The sequence below is a fragment of the Mycobacterium sp. NGS40 genome (assembly GCF_059812735.1).
Genome location: NZ_JCALDG010000020.1, coordinates 1 through 20,696, shown reverse-complemented (window position 1 = coordinate 20,696; position 20,696 = coordinate 1). Strand labels below are relative to the sequence as shown.

Below are 20,696 nucleotides of genomic sequence, written 5' to 3'. Positions count from 1 at the left end.
AGTGATGGGTTATGGGCTCGCCGGGAACGCTCGGTGGCGTTGCGCACGGTGTTGCGGGAACGGGGCTGGGATCGGGCCGCAGTAGAGTCTGCGCGACTCGGCGATATGCCGACGTTATGGTGAGGAGCTTGAGCACGGTCGGTGATTAGCCGGCCAGGACGGCCGATCGTGTTGCACGACGTCGGGAATCAGCGTGGATGTGGTCGAGACGGTAGACAACGGTGTGCATCGCCCAGTAGACGGCAACGATGTGGGCCCCGGGTATCACGCTGGCTGGTCGGGCCCAGATGTCGGCGGGATTGCTTGTGCGGCGGCGGCGACGGTGTGGAATCGCAGGCCTGTTGGCCCCTCGCGTATTCCGGTCGCCCAGATCTTGAGTTCTCGGATCTCAATAGAGGGCTCGGTGGACGCCGGGTCTGTGAGTGGGGAGTTGGCTTAGTCGCCAACGTCAGGTTGTCGCGACGCGTGCGATCGGGCAGCAGCGGCGAGTGTCGCGGCGCGCAGGAGCTCGGGGTCGAGCGGATAGGTTTCGTGCTGAGGCCCCCAGGAGTCGATCCATTCGACGGTGACTTGCCGGCCATCGATCGCAACGATTAAACCGTGGGTGGTCTTGCAGGTGCAGGTGGCGCACGCGCGGCTCACCGCTGCGGTGTTGGCGGCGTCGACGAGCTGGCCGATGTGAAAGTCGTTGGTGTTCATGGTTGTCGTCTCTGATGGTCTGGGGGCGAGTGGTGCGTGGTGTGGTTGATGGCGCCGGTGATCTGATCCCAGGCGATTTGGATATCGTGGCGTTCGGCGGCGCTCGCTAGGGCTAGGGACTCATCGACTGCGGCCTTTGCGGCCGTGAATTGTTGGTCGGTGATCGGGTCTGTGCGACGACGCTCGATGGTGGCGATCGCGATCGTCTGGCCGTCGCATAGGTCAACGAGTTCGTAGCTGGTAAAGGGTTCGGTGAGTTGGATCGGGCGGCGCGTGCAGTCGACGTGGCGGTGGTAGGAGTCCAGCGCTGCGCCGGCGTCGCGCCGGTCGGGGTGGACGCTGAGAGACAACCCTTGGCTGTGGTGCTCGATTACGAGGTCGTACATCGTTGTGCTCCTTGGGTTTCAGACGGCGGCAGCCAGGCACGCTAGTTCGCGAATCCTGCCGGGCCGGAAACCGCTCCAGTGTTCGGACCCGGCGACGACAACTGGTGCCTGCAGGTATCCAAGACTCATCACGTAGTCGCGGGCCCCGTGGTCGTCGGTGATGTCGACGAGACTGTATTTGACGTTATTTTTGTCCAATGCTTTACGCGTGGCTGTGCATTGAACGCAGGCCGGTTTGGTGTAGACCGTGATATCCATTTGAACCTCTCCTAATGTCGGCAGAATGGCTATTTGATATTCTCTATTCTAACCGTTAAGATGTTGTGGTACAACCATTCTAGCGTTATTTCTACGAATTGTGCTCGTTGTCTTTGAATGGCTGAATGAGTGCATCTAAATTGTCATTTATAGGCCCTTGTATGCGTATAGCGTGCCTGCGAATCGTGGCGCTAGTTTCGCCACGAGCTTGGTATCAATCGCTTATTCGTGACCGATACCAAGCTCGTGGATCCGCAATTATTGGCCGCTTGCAAGAAGGCGGACAACGAAGCCGCCGAGCCATTGAGCGACGTTGCTGGACACCGCATTCCCAAACCCCATGGTCTGCTCGGAACGATTGCCGGTGACCCGATAGTCGTCAGGGAAACGTTGTGCCCGAGCATGTTCACGGGGGCTGAGCATCCTGAAGCGGCAATCGTCGATGTCGATCGCGGAGGCCGCCACCAGGGCCGCCGAATCTCGAGTCGCTACCGTGTGCAGTGGCTCGTCGGTCGTCTTGGCCTTGCCCTTGCGGTAGGGGATCACCAGAGAGAGGTTGGGGCGCGCCACAACCGAGGGCACCGGGTCGTTGACGCTCTTGGTCATGTGAGCGATGCCCGCATAATCCACGCCGCCGTGGTGCTTCTGGATGAAAGCGCCCGGCGGGACGGTCAGTCCCTGGTGGCCTCCGCCGGTTCCGCCCCCCGTAGCCACCGCGGCCAGCGGGTCCTCGATCGAGCTCACGTCGGCGTGGTTGCGTAACACGGTGATCCATGGCTGGGGAGTGAACAGGCCATCGGTGTCGCGAGTCATGCGGGTCCGCAGCGGGTCGGCGGCGCTGATCGCTTCGGTGTTCCAGGAACCTCCGGCCGGCACCACCATCTGCGGTGTCACGAGAGTGTGCGGGCGGCCGTTGGCGGTGATGGCCCCGACCGGGTCGCTGATGGGCTTAATGCGGCGCGCGTCCCCGTCGTTATAGGCTCGGCGGTCAAGCACAGACGGCGGGCATATGACACCGTCGCCGATTTTGGTGGAGCGAGTAGGCATCGGGGCACCGGCCGCCGGGTAGGCGCGGTCTTCACCGAGTCGGCCGTGATTGGTAGCGATCACGGTGGGTTCGGCGAACTGGGCGATCCCGGCACGGATGCGGCGCATGGTCGCGGCCGCCAGCGGCTTGCTGCGGTCGCCGATGCGCTGGCCTAGGTCGCTCCAATCGATGGCCACAGCAGCGGGCCGCACAAACGGTTCGACAACACTGTGCCTGCACCGGGCATTGGGGCAGCGATACACGTACTGCTGGCGGTACTTTCCGATGCGGCGGCGGTCCAGACGCTTCCAGGACTGAACCGCGTGGTTGATCTCGTCGCACTGGGGGCACCAGGTCAGCGGGCGCGGCCTGATGTCGATGGTCGGCAACGACACTGCTGTGAAGACACTGTTATCTGGACGATCATCCGCATTTTGGCTCGTGAGCACCGGATTTGCCTCCCCGAATTCGTCGGTCGGATCGGCTAGGTTGCGGCCATGCGAGTCGTTCATGTGTCGGATCCGGGCGTCGGCGAGCCGGCGGTGGAACTGGTGGATGGCCAGGGTTGTGTCGTCGAGGACGTCGCAGCGTTCCTGCGGGCACTGACGGTGCGGCGGTTCTCCCCGAACACCGTCCGGGCCTACGCCTATGACCTTCAGAAGCTGATGGTGTTCCTCGACGACCGCGGCCTGACGGTGCAAGACTTCACGCCAGCGCGAGCGATGGACTTCCTGGTGACGTTGCGCCGCTCGTCGTCGACGGGGCGGGCTCAACGCCTCGACCTGGCCGCGACCACAGACGGTGGGAGGCTGCTCTCGCCGCGCACCTGCAACCGGATTTTGGCTGCTGTCTCGTCGTTTTACGAGTTCCTGATCACCTGCGAGCGTTATGACGGCAGAGAGAATCCTATTCTTAGGCAAGTTGATTCGGGTGCGATGCGTACCGCTGGCCGGTGGCGTCCGCCGCTGCTGAACTCCAAGAAACAGATCCCAGTGCGGCGAACCCTGCGAGTCAAGACTGTCGACTCGCTGCCCCGGCCAATGTCCGACGAAACCTATCGCGCGCTGATCTTGGTCATGCGCAGCAAACGCGACCGCGCCTTGCTCGAGCTGATGCACGAGGGCGGGCTGCGCCCCGGCGAGGCACTCGGGCTGTGCCTGGAGGACATTTCCTATGGCCGGCGTCGCGTGACCGTGCGACATCGCGATGACCACCCAAAGGGTGTGCGGCAGAAGTCCCGCCGTGAACGGGTCGTCGACCTGCTGGAGGGCCGGGCGCTCCCTGCGATCAACGACTATGTGCTGCGTGAGCGCCCTCAAGACGCCGAGACGGGGTACGTCTTCCTCGTCGGCGGCCGCGGGAAACGTCGTCACGAACCCCTCAGCTACGACGGCATGGTGCGCATGTTCGCCCGTGCTGCTGAGCGTGCCGGCGTCCGAGATGCATGGCTGACACCCCACGCGCTTCGGCACACACACGCCACCCGCATGTTTGAAGGCGGTATGCGTGAGCTGACCCTGATGGCGCGGCTGGGTCACGCCAGCCCGGACTCCACCAGGATCTACACCCGCATCAGCGATCAAGAAGTCGTCGCCGACTACCGGCGCGCCCTGGAATCGGAGGACCAATGAGTAACGTTGCCGCGCTGCCATCACCGGTCCCCGATCGTGGAAAGCGTTCGGGGCATTGCGATCCCGGCGAATACGAGACCTTCCTGGTGGGAAGTGCCTGGAGCGCGGAGCGAAAGCACCGTCAATTGCTCTACGCGCGGCGCTTCGCCGCCGCGTACCCCGAGTTGGACGCATGGCTGCAGCTGCCGCTGGGCACCCGGCTTGGGTGGCGTAACAACGAGACCCAGACCCGACGCACACGCGGCCCATTGCGCAGCGACGTGACCACCGAGTGGATCAACTTCCACGCCCGGCACTACCTGATCTATCTCTCCCTTACGGGGCGGCTTCACCTCGACTGGGGATGGCTGTTGGGAATCGGTGTGCTCAAGCCCTGGACGGTCGCCGAAAGCCTCGGTTTGCCACTGGTCGAGCAGGCCAACGCGCTCGCGGCCAAGCATCGCGAGCTGGGCCTCAGCGAGCGGCGCTGCCGGTATCGCGTCCACTGGGGTGTAGCGCGGCTCGTTCTGCATCGAGCAGATCCCGAGCTGTCGACGCTGACCACCGACGACGTTGAGGACCTGCGCGAGGCGATCCGTACCGCGGCATCCATCCCCGGCATCCCAGAAGTGCTCGGCGCCAAGATGCAAGGGACGCTGACCAACTTCGCAACGCGGGCGTTCAGCACTGGCGTTGCGCTCTACCACGCCGGCATGATCGATGCGCTTCCGAAGCGTCAGGTATCGCAGACGCGCCGACCGCTGAGCACCGTGCCGCGGATCGCGGCCGTCATGAATCGCTATGTGGCAGAACGATCTCTGATCGACTCCAAGGCGTCTGTCGATCAGGCGCGCGCAGCGCTGCGGCGGCTGTCGGATTGGCTCAGCCAGGAACGCCCTGCGGTGGAAAGCCTCGCCGAACTCAAGAGGCCGGATCTTCTCGACTTTCTGACGTGGTTGCAGAGCCAGCGCAAAATCAAGCACCCAGACCAGGAGCTGTCTGTTCCGTACCGAAGCATGATCACCTGGCAGATCAACGCGTTTTTCCGCTACGGCTTCAACGCCGAGTGGGGCGACATGCCCACCCGTCCGCCACTGTCGACGGCCGATGTGCCCCGGCAGGTGCACAAGGTTCCGCGCTATATCCCCGAACAAGAGCTCGAGCCGCTGATGGAGCGGATCCGCGCCCTGGAGTGCCCACTGCAGCGGTGCTCGCTGCTGGTCGCCCGCTGGAGCGGGGCGCGGCGTACCGAGATCCGCAAACTGCACCTCGACTGCCTCGACACCTACCCGGACGGCACCCATCGAATTCGACTGGCGGCAGGCAAATCCCGCAGAGAACGCACCGTCCCCATACACCCCGAGGCCGCGACCGCGATCGAGGAGCTGGCCGCGATACGTCGGCAGCAGGACGACCGGGCGATCTTCGACCAGGATCTCAGCAGGCCGGTGCGCCGGCTGTTCTTGCACAACGGGCGGCTGGCCAGCCCGGATTACCTGTTCGCCTTCCCTTTGCAGCGGGTCTGCGCCGAGGCCGGACTGCTCAAGGACGACGGCAAGGCTGCAGTACATGCACACCGGTTCCGGCACACCCTCGGCACCGAACTCGCCAGCAAGGGCGCCAAGACCCTGACCATCATGAAGATCCTCGGGCATCAGAGTGCGGGCATGTCCATGACCTACGCCCACATCTCCGACCCGGTCGTGCTTGCCGACTACAAGGCCGTCATCGAACCCGGCGCGATTCTCGCTGGCCCGCAGGCGGATGTCGTCCGCGCCGGCCGTCTCGACCAGGAATCGCTGGACTGGTTGAAGACCAACTTCTACAAGACCGAACTCGAACTCGGACACTGCCTGCGGCTGCCCCAAGAAGGCCCGTGCGAGTGCGACATCTACCTCACTTGCCCAAAGTTCCTTACCACCAAGAAGTACGCCCCACGGCTGCGTGAGCGGCTCTGCACTGAACGTCAGCTCGCGACCGACGCCGAGGAACGCGGCTGGGCCCGCGAGGTAGAGCGCCACGAACGGACCGCCGACCGCATCCGCGCCTTGCTCGACGAGCTCGGCGAATCCGCCGAGACCGGGAGCGACACGCCCGACTAGCGAGCGAATTTCAGCCACGCGGTCAGCGCCAAAGGCGCAAAAATTGTCCAGATAAACGATGTAGAGGCGATCGCGCCACTGGGGGGCGTGAGGATTTGCGTCGTCGCCGATGTGAGCCGAAGACACCGAGATGAACTGGTGATTGTAACCCAGTTTATCCATTGCGGTACACCAGATGTCGAATAATTCCCAAGAGGCCGCCTCGATCACGTTCTCGATCAGGATAATTCGATAGCGGTGTACCTCGGTGGCGCGCACCACATCCCAGAACGTTGCGCGTGTGCGGTCCAGCGCGGCCGTGGGTACGTGGCCTTCCGGCTCAAGCAGCGACAGCTGGGCGCTGGGGCGGCGGGTGCCGCCCGCGGGGGAGAGCTCGGTGCAGATCGGCGATGCCCAGAGCACATCCGTGTCAGGCAGCCTGCGCATGTCGTAGTTGGACACATCGGCGATTAGGTGATCGGCGTTGGGGAAGTTCAGCGCGTGGGTTTCGATCGCTTTCGGCCAGTGGTTGGCACCCAAAGCTAGAGTCATCCCGGCATTTTCGAGGCCGATACTGGAACCGCCGAATCCGCAGAAGATGTCGGTATAGGTAATCCCGGTAGGCAGTCCGCTGGGTTGCCAGTCGCTGTGTGTGGATGCCAGAGCCTCTTCGATTTCAGCGAGGTGTTCGGCGGATAGCTCGGGGGCGTGCAGTTTCGCCGAGCGGGATGTGGTCGAGCTGGTCATGGGGCCATTCCTTATCTGTTGGTTGTCTATAGTCTACCGCCAGTGGTGGCCTATAGACAACCGCCATGGAACCACGATGTGAGAGAACGCGCGTCGAATCAGGTTGTCGCCGCGAAGAACTGGCGACAACAAGCCATCAGAGGCGGGAGGCAGTGGTAAAGACGACGGCCTTCGAACCACAACTGGTCGCTGCGGCGGAGTCGGCAAGGTATAACGCCCGGGCGGCGGCCGCGCTCTTCGGTAAGGTCCCTGTCGTCGGAGCTGGCTCAGGCTAGGCCACTGAAGAGGTCGAGTTGTTCACCGGCGGATTGCAATTGCAGCGCGCGGCGAAGTAGCCGGGTCTGCCAGGTGTCGATGGCGCGGGTCCGGGCCCAGTGGTCGTCGTCCTCCTCGTCGGTGGGGTGGTATCGGCCGCAGGGTACGGTGCGGGCATTGGTCGCTTGGTCCTGCTGGGGACAGTGGCACCAGTCGGCGATGCGTCGTTGCTCGGCGTGGGCGGCATCACGGCATTCCGTGAGTTCACGGCGGATGTCGGCGGGCAATGTGGCTGCGTAAGAGTTAATCTGGGCTTTTGTCAGGCTCACCCGTACGACTCCGCTTTGTGGCGCGGTGATTTTTCCCCGAACGGTGTTCCAACCGGTGAGCCAGTCGGGTCCACCGTCGGGTCCGCTGAAACCCCAATGGCTGTAGCAGGACTGCATCAGGTAGTCGGTTCCGGCAGGGCCAAGGAGGCACTCGCGCATCGTCCACCCACCGATGGCGAACATCAGCCACCGTTGCTCAGCGGTAAGGGGTTTAGCCATGTGTGGTGAGCCCTTTCTGCATCTATGGTTGTCTATAGACTACCATAATCGGTGGGCTATAGGCAGCCATCGAATTGACGAGAGCTCCGGTGTCCTCCACCGCCACAACGGATTTGATGCATCCTGGAATTGTCCCGGCGGTCTGCCCGACGTCGTCCGTGACCGCGAGGTGCGCGAGCGGGTCAATCGGCTCAGCAGCGTCGGCTGCGCCCACGCGCAGAGCCATCGGCGTTGATCATCTGGTAGCTGCTCCCGCGGCCCAGGCTGTAGGCTATAGGCCACCACGGGAGGGGCGGCAAGTGTCAGAAGTGGACGAAGCAAAGGTGCTTGCATCTGTCGGTGGCCGCATTCTTGAGCGGCGCACCGAATTGGGGTTGAGTCAACGTGACCTGGCTGCGGCGGCCAAGGTCGACCGCTCTTTTATGGCCCGCGTCGAACAGGGCCTGCGTAGCCCCACTGTCGTCTTCCTGGCCAAAGTTGCTTATGCGATGGGCACAACCGTCAGTTCTCTGACCCGCGACATCTGACGGCTGCCGGTCGGGCCTCCGCTGTCCTGGTCACTTTGAGCGCACACCAGCGAGTGAAGTCGTTGGTGATGTTGGCGCAGCCAGCCGTGAGTACGCGATACTGGCGGCTATGTCGTCGCTCGATGCGCTGGTGGCCGAAACAAGCCGGGCACTCAGTGCTGCGCGCGGGCTGTTCGGGTCCGCGCCTGTCGGGGGATCGTTGCCCTCGATGCAGCAGTTGGTGGTTGGTCGGCAGGGGGTAGCTCAAGTTGGCCAGGCCGCGGCAGCTGGCTGGCATGGTGGGGCAGCAGGGACCTACATGACCACCAACGCCGACCAGGTGCAGGCATTCAACACCACACTGGCCGCCGATGGTCGGGTAAGTCCAGCGCTCGGCGAAGCGGGGCGCAGCGCGGCCGAGGGGGCCCACCGCATGGACGCTCTGATCGCTCAGACTCGTGCCGGGGTTACTGCCCTGGCCCCGAGCACGCGAAGCACCGCAGGAAAGCAACAGCTGGCCAGTTACTTGCAGGGCCAGCTGGACCGAGCCAAGGGGCTGGTGCAGAACTTCCAGCAGCGAGGTGGTGAAATTGCCGGCGCCATCCAAAGCGCTGGCTATGGGACTGGTGGCGGTCACGCTAAGGATGCTCCGCCTGCGGTACCGCTGGATTCGCAGAAGTGGAAGCCCGGCGATAAGCACCATATGCCGTACGGCGCCGGCAAGGGTGGGTTGGGTCCGCCGAACTTTCCTGATTCGCCGCCGTGGGTGGATGTTTTTGACAGGACGAAGGATCCGGATCAGGTTCCGCACTATTTCGTGAGGTCTGATGAGATTCCCGGCTACAAAACGCTTCCGCCGGGGGCGCTGGGGCCCGCCACGGTGGCCGATGAGCACGGCAATCCCGATTCCTATGTCGAGCTGGGGCCGAATTCGGGGGTGTGGGTGCCGCAGTCGTCTTTTCCGGGCGCGAAGTTCTATCCGCCGGGGTGGGCTGGTGATCTGCCGCCGTACGGTTACGACGAGTACGTTCCCGGCTCGGGGATTTACATGTGGCACGGCGACTTAACTCCTGAACCGTATAGGCCGTATGGCCCTCTTGGGCCGCCCACCTTGCCGCAAGGTGGCCACTAACGGAGCACGGGCTTTTCTGCAGCGCGACGAAAAGGCCTATGGCACGGTGTGTTTGTTCAGCGCCGTCGAAACCCGGACGAGGGTCTATGCGGCCAACGGCTCCAACTTCGGCACGCGACCGGCGCGGCTGCAAACCCATCGAAATCGGTGTCACACGACCAGCGCCTAAGCGCAAGCAAGGCCTTAATGTAAGTAGAAAAGCAAGCGCTGGAAAGGCGCTCACCGTGGAGCGGTTACTGAATCATGCGATCCAATTGACTGGGATCGCAATGGATAGCGTCAAAACCGACGCTATCGACACCAGTCGACTCACCACGATCATCAACGACCTAACGAGCATGCGTGACACGATCTTGGCGAATTCTCACCACGACAGCCCATTCCTGGCAGGGCTTCTCGTGCAAGCTGTCGACGACAGACTGGCGGAGGTCCAGGACATAATGGCCGGCTCCCGCAGAGCCAGCTAACCCGTTGGACGTCGGGTGCACAGTCTGGCAAGATCGCACGTATGTTCGACTCCTGGGAACGATCGGCGGAGTTCCCGACACTATTTGCAGTGGACCGAGCGGTGCAGGTCGACGTGGGTCGGATATTTCCGGTGAGCGGCATCCGTAAAGACAAATTGCCTTTGTGGGTGAAAGCGTGCGGGCTGTTACTCGAGCCTTTGATGCCCGCCCGGCAGATCGCCTGGCTCCGCCGATCGGATGGGGGATGGGTCGCCGCGGTCGAAATGACGGCGACGAGCGCTAACCAACAGTCCAAGCTGACGATGAACCTGTGGTTGCCGTCGCATGCCGTGGCGCCGCCTCGCAGCGATACGGGGGAAGATCGAGAAAGACTGGGTCGATGAGGCGGCGCGCAGCCCGGATCTGGGCAATGTTGAGGCGCGTCGGACTCACATTCGCGCCGGCCACCCGAGTCCGGGAGCCAACTAGCTGAGGCCCAGATACTGTGTCCCAGTGGCCGTTAGGCGCGTGTACAGCAAACCGGTCTGAGTAGCGAAGTTGGCGGTGGTGATAGCCGCCTGGGGCGGGTTTAGGTGATACTGCCTGCCATGACCTCGTTGGATGAGCTGGTGGCTGCGGCTGGACGTGCGCTAAGTGATGGCCGGAGACTGTTTGGGGTGTCGCCAGTTAATGCCGGTGGATGGTCATCGGCGCCGGCGTTGGTCGCTGGCCGCCAGGGTGTGCTGGCAGTGGGCGGCGCTGCCGCTGCCGGTTGGGTCGGTGTGGCGGCCTCAACCTATGGGCGACGCAATGCGAGCGAGGTTCGTGCGCTGGGCAATACCGTTGTCGCCGATGACCGGACGGTCCCGGCCCTGACCAACGTGAGCCACGTTGCTGCCAGCGGGGCCACGAGCATGGACAACCTTATCGCCGAGACCCGCGCAGGGGTGGCGATGATCGCCCGTAGCGAGAACAGTCCGGCAGGCCGGCAAGAGCTGGCCGCTTACCTGCAGGAGCAGGTCGCGCGGGCCAAAGCGGTGTTGCAGACTTCGCAGCAAGACAGCCACGAGCTGGCAGTGTCGATCAAGAACGGTTCGGGCGGCTATCGGCGCGACGGCGTCCCCAGTGCGCCCGCCGATGGGCCGGGCACCGACGGCGACAAGGACCGCGGGGGCGCCGATGAGCTGGATAATCATGTCCGACTTGTGGATTCAAAGGGCACATCGGACTATGCCGATCAACCGCAGGTCGCCATTGATCCCAGAAACACATTTATTGGTGACCAGCGGTTTGGTTACTGGTTATGTTGGCTCAAGACATTGTCTCTTCAGAAAGTTGATCGGCTTTGGGCGATCGGGCTTATTTCGTCGTGTGGGGATCTTCTGCAGGCCTCGTTGATGCTGAGACGCGCTTTCCACGCAGCACTCGCTTAGTGTCGGACTCTGAGCAGCGGGTGGCTGATGGCTTTCCCGTTGTGGTCGACCAGGACGGGTTTCCTGTGGAAGAGATCCTTGGATTCTTCGTCGCGAGGAGTTATTCGGCTAGGAGCACTTCGGCCCAGTATGCGCGCGTGTTTGCGCGATTGTGCGATTTTTTAGAGTTTCGGGGCGCTAGGTCACTGCTCGATGCGACGCAGAAAGATTTGTCCGCTTATCGCGTTTATCGTACGCAAACCGCTGCACAGCCAATTTCTCAGTACGCGTTTCGCGTGGAGGCGACTGCGTTGCGGCAGTTCTATAGCTGGGCGGTCGAATCTGGCCGCTTGCGGCAGAGCCCGGTAAAAAAGTTCTCCAAAGTTGGGCGAGACAATCTGTCCACGAATCGGATTCGTCATTCGAAAGTTCGACACGTCGACGGTTATCTGTACGACAAGTGGCTTGAAGAGGCGGGCTGCCGGTCAGCCGGCGCATCTGTTCGGTCAGCGCGAGAACGAAATATCGCTGCCTTCAAGACGCTAGTGTCGACGGGTCTGCGGATACAAGAATTAGCGAGCTTACTCACATTGGATATCGATAACGGCCAACTGCTCAAGCATGCGATGGTTGTCGAGATGGAGTCTATTACTAAGTATGAAATTAATAGAAACGCAATTATCCCAAATTATGCGTTGACGGCGATTCGCAAGTATCGCAAACTCGAGCGTCCAAATGTAGTGCTGAGGCATCAGCGCTCCCTAGCCGGGCAACTCGACGGCTGCTTTATGGTGGAGTATTTCGATCCCGGCACCCGGCGCGTCTGGGGGCTGTGGCGAGGACGGCGCCGCCAATACCTACTGCACCAAGTTCCGGTGGAGATGCGGCTCAAGGCAGTGATCGTCAGTGCAGACCGAATCGTCGAGCCCTTGTGCCTTTTCCTTAGCGACAGCCGCGGGCTGGGGATGACCCGTTCAGGGTGGGAAGGCGTCTTCACCGCAACAAGTGAACAGCTTCTTCGCCGGTACCCAGCCGACAGACAGGTGCGCAAGGTGACGCCACACGACCTGCGACACACCTTTGCTATCAATTACCTTCGGGCTGCGCATCAGGCGCGTGCAAAGGCGCAGGGGCAGTCCACTTTTGGCGATGGACCGCCGTTGCGTGATCCCTTAATCGACCTGCAAGAACTGTTGGGGCACGCAACATCGGCTCAAACGCTGAGGTATCTGCGCTATGTCGAGGATATCGACATAGCTGTTGCCGCCGCGGCGCCTGATTCTGCCGTCGACGCGAACGACGACCGTGCCGCGGCGAAATGAGCGTCGGGCGCTGGACCGATTCGGCGCGCATCGAGCACAGTCGATAGCGGATGCGCGGGTGCCCGCGGTCGGTATTCGCCGCGTCGTGGTGCTTGATAAGTTTGGTCAAGCAAGCCTGTGCGAGATTAATCCCGACAACTATCGCTGCAAGCGGCTGGCTGCTCAGCTGGCTGATCAGTGGGCACATATGGCAACCGGATTGTCGCGATCAGCGGTATACGCCCACTGGCAAGCTTCGGACCGCTACTTAAATTTTGTTGTGGCACAGGGATATTCACACGTCAGCCTGAACGAAACCCCGGAGGCAGTCGTGACGACGTTGTCTGCGTGGTCGAAATCCTTGTTAGGCAAGTACGGTGCAACGTCGAAGGTCCCGTATCGGCTGACGAACATTGTCCAAGCACAGTTGGCTTCGGCGGTCTCCGATGGTGTCGTAACGGATGGTGTGCTGTGCGCGTTGGCGCTCGGGCCGGCGCTGATCAAGCGGCCGGTGGACCGGCCGCTTGATGAGTTCGGCAAAGCCGAGCTGCAGCGAATGGTTCTGGCGGCCCGTGCGCATATTCGGGCGTTAAGAGCCATCAGGGACTGGGCTGCGAAATTGATCGAAGCCAATGAGCACGACGGTATCACCGACATGGCGCAGCGAACTGTTGCCGAGATGCTGGCCATGGCTACATCGGGCAGTCCCGTTGTTGTCTCGGGGGCACTGGACAACACCGAGATGCTCGCGCACTTTCCGGCAGAGGCGTGGTCGCTATATCGGCCGCCAAGTGCTCTTGCGAACTCGGGGCCGTCGGCGAAGGGGTGGTGTGTGCGAGCGGTCATGCCGGCCACCGTTGATCTGACACCATTTCGCGTGCTGCTTCTGGCCACGACAGGCATTGCTGCAGATGAGATTTCGTCACTGCGGATCTCCGATATCGAGTGGCAAGCTGATGGTGTCAGGCTGCAGACGAATAAACCGCGCGCCGGGCGCTCGAAGGGGCGGTTCTTCCCGGTCTCGCAAGGCGGCGGGTGGAGCGTTTCTGGCGTGTTGGAGTCGCTGCTGGAGCATACGAGAACTGCCCGTGCTCTGGCGTCAGGGCAGATCAGCGGCGAGTTATGGCTATCGGTTAACTGGCAGCGCCCCGATGCTGAATGCCGTTATCTCCCAAGACAATTACGTCAGGCGTCGGCGACGACCAGCTTGGGATATTGGCTCCAACGAGTGGGCGGGGTGCATGAAGTCGGTGAAGTTTCCCTGCCGCATGATCTACGGAGAATCCGAAAGGCGAAGCTCAGCGAGCGCGCGATCGGCCTGCAAGGAATGTTCGCCGACATTGCCGGAGACGAGCACACGACGCGGGTTTTTTACACCCACTACGCGCACACCACGTCGTTGAAAGTGTATTCGGCCTCGGTGGTTTCACGATTTCAGCGGTCCCTCGCCGATGCGGTCACATCTGGTTTCACGGCCTTTCTGAAGCCGCGTGCGGAGGTTCCTTTGACTGCCCTCACTGAGGCGCTGCCGATTGAACTATCGCACGCCCGCAGCTTGAGATCGGGTGAGTTTGATATGGGCGTGGTTGACTGTCGCGATCCGTTTGACTCGCCGTTCACCGTCCGAGGCAAGTTGTGTGGGTCAGCGCCGCTGTCATGTTTGGTGTGCGAGAACGCCGTGGTTTTTACCGACCATCTTCCCAACGTTTTGGCGCTGGTCGAAGCGATGGACAACATCCGGAGATCAATGAATCCCGAAGAGTGGATAGCTATTTGGGGCGCTCAGTACGACGCGGCCGTGGCGCTGATCGAGTCGCTGCCCGAAAGTGTCCGCGAAGCCGCGCGTCAGCGGATGGCTCAGGCTCGTACCGACCTTCCCTCATGGTTGCAGCGAGGCGCCGAATGACTTCCGCTACCGCCGCGAATGGCGCGCGGGGCATAGACGGCAATTCGGGTGCGAACCGCCTTGTCTCCGAGTTGTACTCGGACACTGAAGAAGTGTTTCTGTCGAGGCCGGATCGGCTTGAGGGAGTGCGGTCTGCGACTTTCGGAGATCAGGTGTGGAACCCCGACGGTGTTATTCCGCGGCGGCCCAATGTTCGGCGCGGCGCGGCATGCATCACGTTCCCCAGCCATCCGGCGTGGTCGCTGAGAAGTCGTGAGGTCGCGATGGCCCTGTTGAATCCCGCGGACCCCCGACTGTTGGCTCGCTCGGTGTCGTTTGGAAGTCGCACGTTCGCCATCTTTCATGCTCAAGGCCGCGTCGTGTCGTACAAAACGGCCGCCGCATGGCAGATCCAGAAGGGCCTGCCTGACGACATCACCGCGTGGAGCCGCAAAGACTGGATCTCCATGGTGAACGCCGAAATGGCCAAGGGAGCCAAGCGCGGAACGGTGCGCAACCTGATCAACGCCGTCAGAGACTTGGTTGTGCTGTCGCCGATTCTGACCGGCGGCGGCATCGCATCCGACCCATGGAACGGCCGTCCTGCGCATGTGATCGCCAAGCAGGCCCGTGAAGGTGCCACCGAAGTGATGACACCCGACCGGTGGATCCCGCTGATCGGCGCCTGCTGGACCTACATCAGTGTCTTCGCCGATGACATCGTGGGCTTGCGGGACAGCCATCGCTGCGCGCTGCAAGAGCGGGTGCGGGGACACTGGCGACGACGCCACACATACGACAACCTGATTGAGGGATATCTGGAGTCGCCGGAGGCCGTCATACCCATGAAGAAGTGGCATGGAGACCTCGAACCCAATTGGGAACAGTTGTCCCGCCTGGTGACCGGCGATCACATAACGCGAGTTTTTCAGCTTGGCCAAGGCTCGATAGGCCAGATTCGGCGACAGACTGTTCGTGACGCGATCGCCGACGGGGACGTGCGAGCCGAGCGGATAAACGGCGCTGCCTTGGGCGCGCTCCTGAAAAGACGGGCCTCTGAGTTGGCCGGGATCCGATGCACCGCGGGCGGGCCGAGGGCCTGCGAAGCTGACAGGATCCTGCAAACCTGGATCGACGATCCCCAGAACCTGGTCGCCCTTCGCGCGGGCGGCGACGGTCGCACAGGTCAGGAAATCACCGCCGACGACATCAACTGGTCGATGATGGAATACCTGCTGTACGGCAACAAGACGAGCAAGCATTACACGTTGGGGCCCTGGAAACGAGGCTATCGCCGTCGAAATCTGATCCTTACGGCCGCGCAATCGGGCCGCACCTTCCTCGCGGATCACGGAGCGATGAGTACCCTGCGAGACTGCGTCGACTTCGCCTTGGTAGAGCAACCCGATGGCCGCCACGTGCCGTGGCGCGAATCGATGTCTGACTACGAAGCCCGGTGCGAGCTTCGCGCGCTCCGAGCGGCCTGCTACGTCTTCATCGCCGCGATGACGATGATGCGCGATAGCGAACTTCAAGCCATCAAGCGCGGATCGATCACGACGCACTACGGCGTGCAAGCGATCAAATCCAGCACCTACAAGGGTCGGCGAGCCGAAACGACGGCGCACTGGTGGATTGTCGAGGAGGCCGCAACGGCGATCCGCGTGCTCGAACGACTCAGCGCCCATCCAGAATACCTATTCGCGAAGTTCGTTAACGGGCCTCACGAAGATGCCGAACCCGGCATCCGACCCGCTCATGAACTCGAGTTCCTGCTGGAGCACTTCGCGGCCACCGGAGAGCGCAGCGGACTGGCGCCGATCCCGCATGGCTCGCCGATCACGTCACGGGCGTTGCGGCGCACCACCGCGTGCATCGGCCGCGAACTCGGCGGTAACGAACTCGCTATGAGTCAGCAACTCAAGCATGTCATCAGCTACGGCTACTCCAACGTCACCGCCGACTACATGGCACCCGACCCGGCGTGGTCAAACCTGCTTGATACCAACAGGTCTGAAGAGAATCACGCACATATGATCGACATGATCAAGCAAGCGCGGCAAAGCAACCATCCGCTGGCCGGGCGCGGCGGTGCACGCCTCACCGACGCCATCGTCGACGAATCCACGTCCACCGCGGCATCGAGTAGCCCAGAGCTACTAATCTCCGACTCGCAGCTCGCGGTCCTGCTGAAGAAAATCGCTCCCGTAATCCGGTTCGGACCCGCTAACGCATGTCTGTACGACGAGGAGACTGCACTGTGCCGACGCACCGCCGCGCGCGACACCCAAGGGCCACTACTGGGCTTGTGCCAGCCCACGCGCTGCCCGAACTCGGTTGTCGGCCCCGAACACCTGCCTGTCTGGATCGGCGAACTTCAAATGCTGAAGTCCACAATCGCCGACAATCGGCTCAGCCCCCCACGGCTGCAATCACTTTCCGAACGGCTCGCTGAGGTCGAGCAGGTCCTCCACAGTGCGAATGTTGATGCTGACCGTGAACAGCGATGAGTAGCCGCGACAACATCCGCTCAGCCATGGAACGGCTGCTCTCGGGAGCACCTCAATTCACGGATGGACGGCTGACACGGACGAACCTCGCGCTAGAAGCCGGCATCGGCCGCGCCACCCTGTACCGCCAACCTGATCTCATCGCGGAGTGGACCCGCAAAGTCGCACAAGCAGATGCTCACGAGCTGCCGACGTCCAGCGAAGCAGCCGTTGCGCGGCTGACACGACAACTCGCTGACGAAAGAGACAGGCGCACCGACGCAGAACGCGTCGCCCAGGGGCTCGCGCTGGTCGTCGCAGAACTGTACCGACAGTTAGAGGATCGCGACGGGCGCGGCGCCGATCGCGTTGTCGCAATCGCCAGGCAGCGGGATCAACGACCGCACCGATAACTATGTTGAGGACTTTTCGTCGATATCCGAAACAGGAACGCACGGGGGATCGCACTGCTACTGAACCGGCGAAGTGCCTTGTACGCCAAAGAGCTTGGTGGATTCCCCCCTCGAACAGAAATGGCATAGCTGGTGGCATGTGGAGTGCGCGGTGTGCGGCCGGGAGGGGGCCATGGTGACGGATAGGGGGGCGAGCGCTGGTCGGGCGGTTGACCCCCAGCTAACTGCTAGTCGACCTTGCGTGGGAGCATGCGCTGCCTGTGGTCAGCGCGTTGATCTGGCTAAACGTGCAGTGCCGGCTGCCCTCGATCGCGGTGTAGTACGTTCACGGCGAACTCGCTTGCTCGTGCGGTATTTCGTGTGGGAAAGGTGACCCGTCGAGAGCGTGCCCGTGGAGCGGTGTTCGTCGGCTTAGGACTGAACCGTTACTTGCCTCATGTCGGCAGCCGGGTTCCGCAAGAAGGGCACCAGGTGATCGGGCTTCCGAGCAACGCTTCGATGGAGGACAAATCGTCGTGATGCAGCGTGCATATCTGGCGGGCCAGATGGATCCGGATGGTGTCAATGATGAACTGTGCCCGCTCAACAGGTGTGGCGCCGTAGCCGTCGTCATCAATGGTGCCGTGAGCGATGATGTCGCCCTGTTCGAGTTCTTTTTGCCCGTATTGGGGTGTGCCGTCGCTATGGGTGCCGGCGAGCGTGCGGACGAAGCGGCCGCTGGGCCGAACGTCGAGTTCGATGCGCCACTCGCCGTGGCGCTCGCGGAAGTAGAAGTTGTGCCCGTCCACATCTCCGTCCCACTGCTCCGGGAACAAGCCGCCATGGCTACCCACGGTGACCCCCTGTTGCCCCGCTAGCCAGGTCTGCAGGCCAGCTTCAGCGGCCCGTTCGTCGGCCGTGATCTGTTGGCCCTCAGGGGATTCCCAAAAGGCTTGGATGTTGTTGCGCCATTGCTCCCAGGTGCGGCGTCGATCCTGGCGGGTGCGGGCACAGGTGCAGGCGAATCCGTAGTCGTGCAGATCGGTTTCGGGTAGCCGTGGGTGACACCCGCACCGGCAGCGCTCGCCGCTGTCGACGTAGCGCCAGACGGTGAGCGCATCAAGGGCCACGTCGGCGAGCACCTCGGGTTCAGGGGCGCCCTGCAGGTCGAACACCGTCGCCAGGTGGTCGCGGTAGCGCCGCCGCGCCTCGGTGCGGGCACGCTCGAGCTGCTCCCGGTACTCGGCGGCCCCGGGAGTGGTGGAGAAGTCGGTGACATAGAGCTCCTCGGGTTCCTGATCCATGCCGTCGAGGATGTCATGAGCGCGGTGTCGTGTCGCACGAATTTTATGCAGCAGGCGACGTGGGTGCGTCAGGGAACTCTCGCGTAGGGCCCGAGTGGGAAGTGCTGATCTGGTTGCGCGGCAAGGCCAATCAGCGGACGTGGGAAAACCAAGTTGACTATGAGCCCGGCGGGGTGCGATTCTGTTCGGCTGCCCTTTTCCCGGAAATGACGAATGAGGCGATGAACCTAACGAACGACGAACTGACCGATGTGACCACCGAGCAGGCCGACGGCGCTGACGCCCATCGCCGACCCATCACCGACGTCCACGGGTGGCTCGACGGCCTTGAGTATAGTGCGCGGCCCGCGCTGCGCGCCCTGGGTGAGCTGCTCCTCGGCGTCACCGAACGCGACCGCGCCGAGCCGGCCGAGAGCGCCGAGCGGTTCACCGCCCGCTGCCTGGGGGTGGCGGACTGCGGGCACCTGGTCGATGAGGAACGCGACCTTAACCCGGTGTCGCGGTTCACCTTCGCGCTGGCGCTGGCCGAATGGATCCAGGAGCACACCCACGCTTGCGAGATCGGTCCGGGCGAGGACACCAGCCCGCCCAAGTGGACCCAAACCGAGATCGGCGACCAACGCTACCGCCACCCGCTCAGTGTGCGGGTGCACTTTCCCGCCGGAACGCTGCTAGCCGACACCGGCTGTGTCATCGCCCTCCAGGGGCGCCAAAGCATCCTGCAATCGGCCGAAGTGAGCGCCTACGTGACGCCGGAGCACCAGGACCGCGCCCGCGCGGTGCTCGACCGCCTCGCCGACCGCGCCAACAAACTCAACCCGTACCGAGGCCGCGCGGTGCGCGCCACCCACACCGCCGGGCTCACCTTGACCGTCATCGATTTGCCCTCGACCGCAACGCGGGACAACGTCATCGTCGCCGACCAGGTGTGGGCCGAAGTGGATCTGAGTGTCAGCGCCGTGCGCGACCGCCACGACCTGCTCAACACCCACAGCCTCGGTGCCCGGCGTGGTGTGCTGCTCTGCGGTCCGCCCGGTACCGGCAAGTCAGCCGTGTGCGCGGTCGTGGCCCGCGAGGTCGTCGGGGAATTCACCGTCATCTACGTCGAGGCCAAAGCCGGCACCCAACTGCTGGGCGCCGTCGTGGAGGAAGCCCAGCACCTCGGCGGCCCGATCCTGCTCATCCTTGAGGACGTCGACCTGTGGTGCCGGGACCGCAGCACCGGCGATGCAGGGTTGTCGGAGTTGTTGGGGGCCATGGACATCGGACCGGATGCCCGCATCCTGACACTGGCCTCCACCAACGACGCCGCCACCCTGGACAAGGCCGCCATCCGCACCGGGCGCTTTGACTCCATCGTCGAAGTCAGCTACCCCAACCAGACCGACGCTGCCCGCATCCTGGCAGCACTGATCCACGACCTGCCCGGTAGCCAGACGGTGGACACCGCGGCGGTGACGGCCGCCCTGCCTGCGAACACCAGCGGCAGCGACATCCGCGAAATCGTGCGCCGCGCCGTCCTGGCTGGCGACGGCGGTGACGGCGGACACGTCACTACGGCAACGCTTCTGGCCGAGGTAGGCAGCGGACGCTACCGCCCAACGATTCCGGAAGGGATGTACCTCTAGATGAGCAAGGACAACGACATCCCCGAACTCACCCACACGCAGAAGACACCTGGGCAGCCCGAGACATCCGACCTGAGCGAAATATCCGCCCGCGTGCGCGACGACAGCGCGACACGGGAAGACACACACTGCGCGCTCACGCACCTGCGACCGGATGACATCGACCAGGACACGCTGCTCAACTCCCTGCACATGCCGCCCGACGCTGGCCCGTATGCCGCAGCGCTGGACCGGATCCTACGCAGAATCCCCGACGGCTGGGGGCGTTGGATCAGCCACGACGCGGGCTGGTATCCGATCGTGGCCACTCTCGACGACCGCCTCACCGCGATCGACCCCGACTACGTCGCACACCAAGTCAAAGAGAAATTCGGCACCCTGCGCTACTACTGCGCACCCAGCGAGCCGAGCACCGAACTGCGGGAGGCGTTCTGCGACATCATCGGCGAAGCCGAACGCATGTCCGCCGTTACGTGCGAACGATGCGGTGAACCCGGTGTGGCGCAACGGCGCGGCCACTGGCGCAAAACGCTCTGCGCGTCATGTGCTGAAAAGCTCCACTACACCTCGATCCCACCGCGCAACGACCG

At 62.9% G+C, this 20,696-nt stretch carries 17 protein-coding genes and 2 pseudogenes; 12 read left to right on the top strand and 7 right to left on the bottom strand.

Annotated elements, in window-relative coordinates; translation table 11 throughout:
- Positions 1–435 precede the first annotated feature (435 nt).
- The 4 genes from AC5Y5O_RS24975 to AC5Y5O_RS24960 form a co-directional block, all read right to left on the bottom strand.
- Positions 436–699: a hypothetical protein gene (locus tag AC5Y5O_RS24975; RefSeq protein ID WP_061559539.1), complete on the bottom strand. Its 264-nt coding sequence runs from the start codon at positions 697–699 to the stop codon at positions 436–438.
- The gene (locus AC5Y5O_RS24970; RefSeq protein WP_061559538.1) at positions 696–1,085 is read right to left on the bottom strand and encodes a hypothetical protein; all 390 of its coding nucleotides are present in this window, start codon (positions 1,083–1,085) and stop codon (positions 696–698) included. The genes AC5Y5O_RS24975 and AC5Y5O_RS24970 overlap by 4 nt, the downstream gene beginning before the upstream one ends.
- 18 nt (positions 1,086–1,103) lie before the next feature.
- Positions 1,104–1,343: a glutaredoxin-like protein NrdH gene (gene nrdH / locus AC5Y5O_RS24965; protein ID WP_061559537.1), complete on the bottom strand. Its 240-nt coding sequence runs from the start codon at positions 1,341–1,343 to the stop codon at positions 1,104–1,106.
- A gap of 258 nt (positions 1,344–1,601) precedes the next feature.
- Entirely contained in the window at positions 1,602–2,765 is a 1,164-nt protein-coding gene (locus tag AC5Y5O_RS24960; protein WP_500027882.1) for a DNA cytosine methyltransferase, read from the bottom strand.
- 102 nt (positions 2,766–2,867) lie between these two features.
- On the opposite strand from AC5Y5O_RS24960, the gene AC5Y5O_RS24955 reads away from it, so the two are divergent.
- Together AC5Y5O_RS24955 and AC5Y5O_RS24950 are read left to right on the top strand one after the other, a co-directional pair.
- On the top strand, positions 2,868–4,001 hold the full coding sequence (locus AC5Y5O_RS24955) for a tyrosine-type recombinase/integrase (RefSeq protein WP_074376070.1): 1,134 nt from the start codon (positions 2,868–2,870) through the stop codon (positions 3,999–4,001).
- Complete coding sequence (locus AC5Y5O_RS24950; RefSeq protein ID WP_109548542.1) at positions 3,998–6,082, top strand: tyrosine-type recombinase/integrase; 2,085 nt, start codon at positions 3,998–4,000, stop codon at positions 6,080–6,082. The genes AC5Y5O_RS24955 and AC5Y5O_RS24950 overlap by 4 nt, the downstream gene beginning before the upstream one ends.
- A 60-nt stretch (positions 6,083–6,142) precedes the next feature.
- On the opposite strand, the pseudogene AC5Y5O_RS24945 reads toward AC5Y5O_RS24950, so the two are convergent.
- Positions 6,143–6,808: pseudogene (locus AC5Y5O_RS24945) on the bottom strand (DNA cytosine methyltransferase); the annotation flags it as partial.
- 266 nt (positions 6,809–7,074) lie between these two features.
- Positions 7,075–7,611 carry a hypothetical protein gene (locus AC5Y5O_RS24940; RefSeq protein ID WP_139043416.1) on the bottom strand — a complete coding sequence of 179 codons (537 nt, stop codon included), beginning with the start codon at positions 7,609–7,611 and terminating at the stop codon, positions 7,075–7,077.
- Positions 7,612–7,910: 299 nt separating this feature from the next.
- On the opposite strand from AC5Y5O_RS24940, the gene AC5Y5O_RS24935 reads away from it, so the two are divergent.
- The 8 genes from AC5Y5O_RS24935 (at position 7,911) to AC5Y5O_RS24900 (ending at position 17,195) form a co-directional block, all read left to right on the top strand.
- Positions 7,911–8,138 (top strand): helix-turn-helix domain-containing protein, encoded by a 228-nt coding sequence (locus tag AC5Y5O_RS24935; protein ID WP_061559533.1) that lies wholly within the window; start codon positions 7,911–7,913, stop codon positions 8,136–8,138.
- Positions 8,139–8,247: 109 nt separating this feature from the next.
- Complete coding sequence (locus tag AC5Y5O_RS24930; protein ID WP_061559532.1) at positions 8,248–9,249, top strand: DUF4226 domain-containing protein; 1,002 nt, start codon at positions 8,248–8,250, stop codon at positions 9,247–9,249.
- 508 nt (positions 9,250–9,757) lie between these two features.
- Entirely contained in the window at positions 9,758–10,099 is a 342-nt protein-coding gene (locus AC5Y5O_RS24925) for a hypothetical protein (RefSeq protein WP_061559529.1), read from the top strand.
- Between the two features lie 204 nt (positions 10,100–10,303).
- Positions 10,304–11,128 (top strand): DUF4226 domain-containing protein, encoded by an 825-nt coding sequence (locus tag AC5Y5O_RS24920; RefSeq protein WP_082811612.1) that lies wholly within the window; start codon positions 10,304–10,306, stop codon positions 11,126–11,128.
- Complete coding sequence (locus tag AC5Y5O_RS24915) at positions 11,128–12,429, top strand: tyrosine-type recombinase/integrase (RefSeq protein ID WP_239723508.1); 1,302 nt, start codon at positions 11,128–11,130, stop codon at positions 12,427–12,429. Before AC5Y5O_RS24920 ends, AC5Y5O_RS24915 begins: the two co-directional genes overlap by 1 nt.
- 58 nt (positions 12,430–12,487) lie before the next feature.
- A complete protein-coding gene (locus AC5Y5O_RS24910) occupies positions 12,488–14,314 on the top strand; it encodes a site-specific integrase (RefSeq protein WP_232232271.1) in 1,827 nt (608 codons plus the stop codon).
- Entirely contained in the window at positions 14,290–16,803 is a 2,514-nt protein-coding gene (locus tag AC5Y5O_RS24905; protein WP_239723510.1) for an integrase, read from the top strand. Before AC5Y5O_RS24910 ends, AC5Y5O_RS24905 begins: the two co-directional genes overlap by 25 nt.
- Complete coding sequence (locus tag AC5Y5O_RS24900) at positions 16,800–17,195, top strand: hypothetical protein (protein WP_036474258.1); 396 nt, start codon at positions 16,800–16,802, stop codon at positions 17,193–17,195. Before AC5Y5O_RS24905 ends, AC5Y5O_RS24900 begins: the two co-directional genes overlap by 4 nt.
- 434 nt (positions 17,196–17,629) lie before the next feature.
- Here the strand turns inward: AC5Y5O_RS24900 and AC5Y5O_RS24895 are convergent, their stop codons facing one another.
- Positions 17,630–18,478, bottom strand: coding sequence for a hypothetical protein (locus AC5Y5O_RS24895; protein ID WP_036474260.1), 849 nt, complete (start codon positions 18,476–18,478; stop codon positions 17,630–17,632).
- Positions 18,479–18,699: 221 nt separating this feature from the next.
- On the opposite strand from AC5Y5O_RS24895, the gene AC5Y5O_RS24890 reads away from it, so the two are divergent.
- Together AC5Y5O_RS24890 and AC5Y5O_RS24885 are read left to right on the top strand one after the other, a co-directional pair.
- On the top strand, positions 18,700–20,106 hold the full coding sequence (locus AC5Y5O_RS24890; protein WP_036474292.1) for an AAA family ATPase: 1,407 nt from the start codon (positions 18,700–18,702) through the stop codon (positions 20,104–20,106).
- Positions 20,107–20,696, top strand: a pseudogene (locus AC5Y5O_RS24885) (hypothetical protein); the annotation flags it as partial.

What these genes read in the sequence shown, in the direction of transcription:
- AC5Y5O_RS24975 (WP_061559539.1), bottom strand. Translation starts at nt 699, where the DNA reads ATGAACACCAACGACTTTCACATCGGCCAGCTCGTCGACGCCGCCAAC.
- AC5Y5O_RS24970 (WP_061559538.1), bottom strand. Translation starts at nt 1,085, where the DNA reads ATGTACGACCTCGTAATCGAGCACCACAGCCAAGGGTTGTCTCTCAGC.
- nrdH (WP_061559537.1), bottom strand. Translation starts at nt 1,343, where the DNA reads ATGGATATCACGGTCTACACCAAACCGGCCTGCGTTCAATGCACAGCC.
- AC5Y5O_RS24955 (WP_074376070.1), top strand. Translation starts at nt 2,868, where the DNA reads ATGCGAGTCGTTCATGTGTCGGATCCGGGCGTCGGCGAGCCGGCGGTG.
- AC5Y5O_RS24950 (WP_109548542.1), top strand. Translation starts at nt 3,998, where the DNA reads ATGAGTAACGTTGCCGCGCTGCCATCACCGGTCCCCGATCGTGGAAAG.
- AC5Y5O_RS24940 (WP_139043416.1), bottom strand. Translation starts at nt 7,611, where the DNA reads ATGGCTAAACCCCTTACCGCTGAGCAACGGTGGCTGATGTTCGCCATC.
- AC5Y5O_RS24930 (WP_061559532.1), top strand. Translation starts at nt 8,248, where the DNA reads ATGTCGTCGCTCGATGCGCTGGTGGCCGAAACAAGCCGGGCACTCAGT.
- AC5Y5O_RS24925 (WP_061559529.1), top strand. Translation starts at nt 9,758, where the DNA reads ATGTTCGACTCCTGGGAACGATCGGCGGAGTTCCCGACACTATTTGCA.
- AC5Y5O_RS24920 (WP_082811612.1), top strand. Translation starts at nt 10,304, where the DNA reads ATGACCTCGTTGGATGAGCTGGTGGCTGCGGCTGGACGTGCGCTAAGT.
- AC5Y5O_RS24905 (WP_239723510.1), top strand. Translation starts at nt 14,290, where the DNA reads ATGGTTGCAGCGAGGCGCCGAATGACTTCCGCTACCGCCGCGAATGGC.
- AC5Y5O_RS24900 (WP_036474258.1), top strand. Translation starts at nt 16,800, where the DNA reads ATGAGTAGCCGCGACAACATCCGCTCAGCCATGGAACGGCTGCTCTCG.
- AC5Y5O_RS24895 (WP_036474260.1), bottom strand. Translation starts at nt 18,478, where the DNA reads ATGGATCAGGAACCCGAGGAGCTCTATGTCACCGACTTCTCCACCACT.
- AC5Y5O_RS24890 (WP_036474292.1), top strand. Translation starts at nt 18,700, where the DNA reads ATGAACCTAACGAACGACGAACTGACCGATGTGACCACCGAGCAGGCC.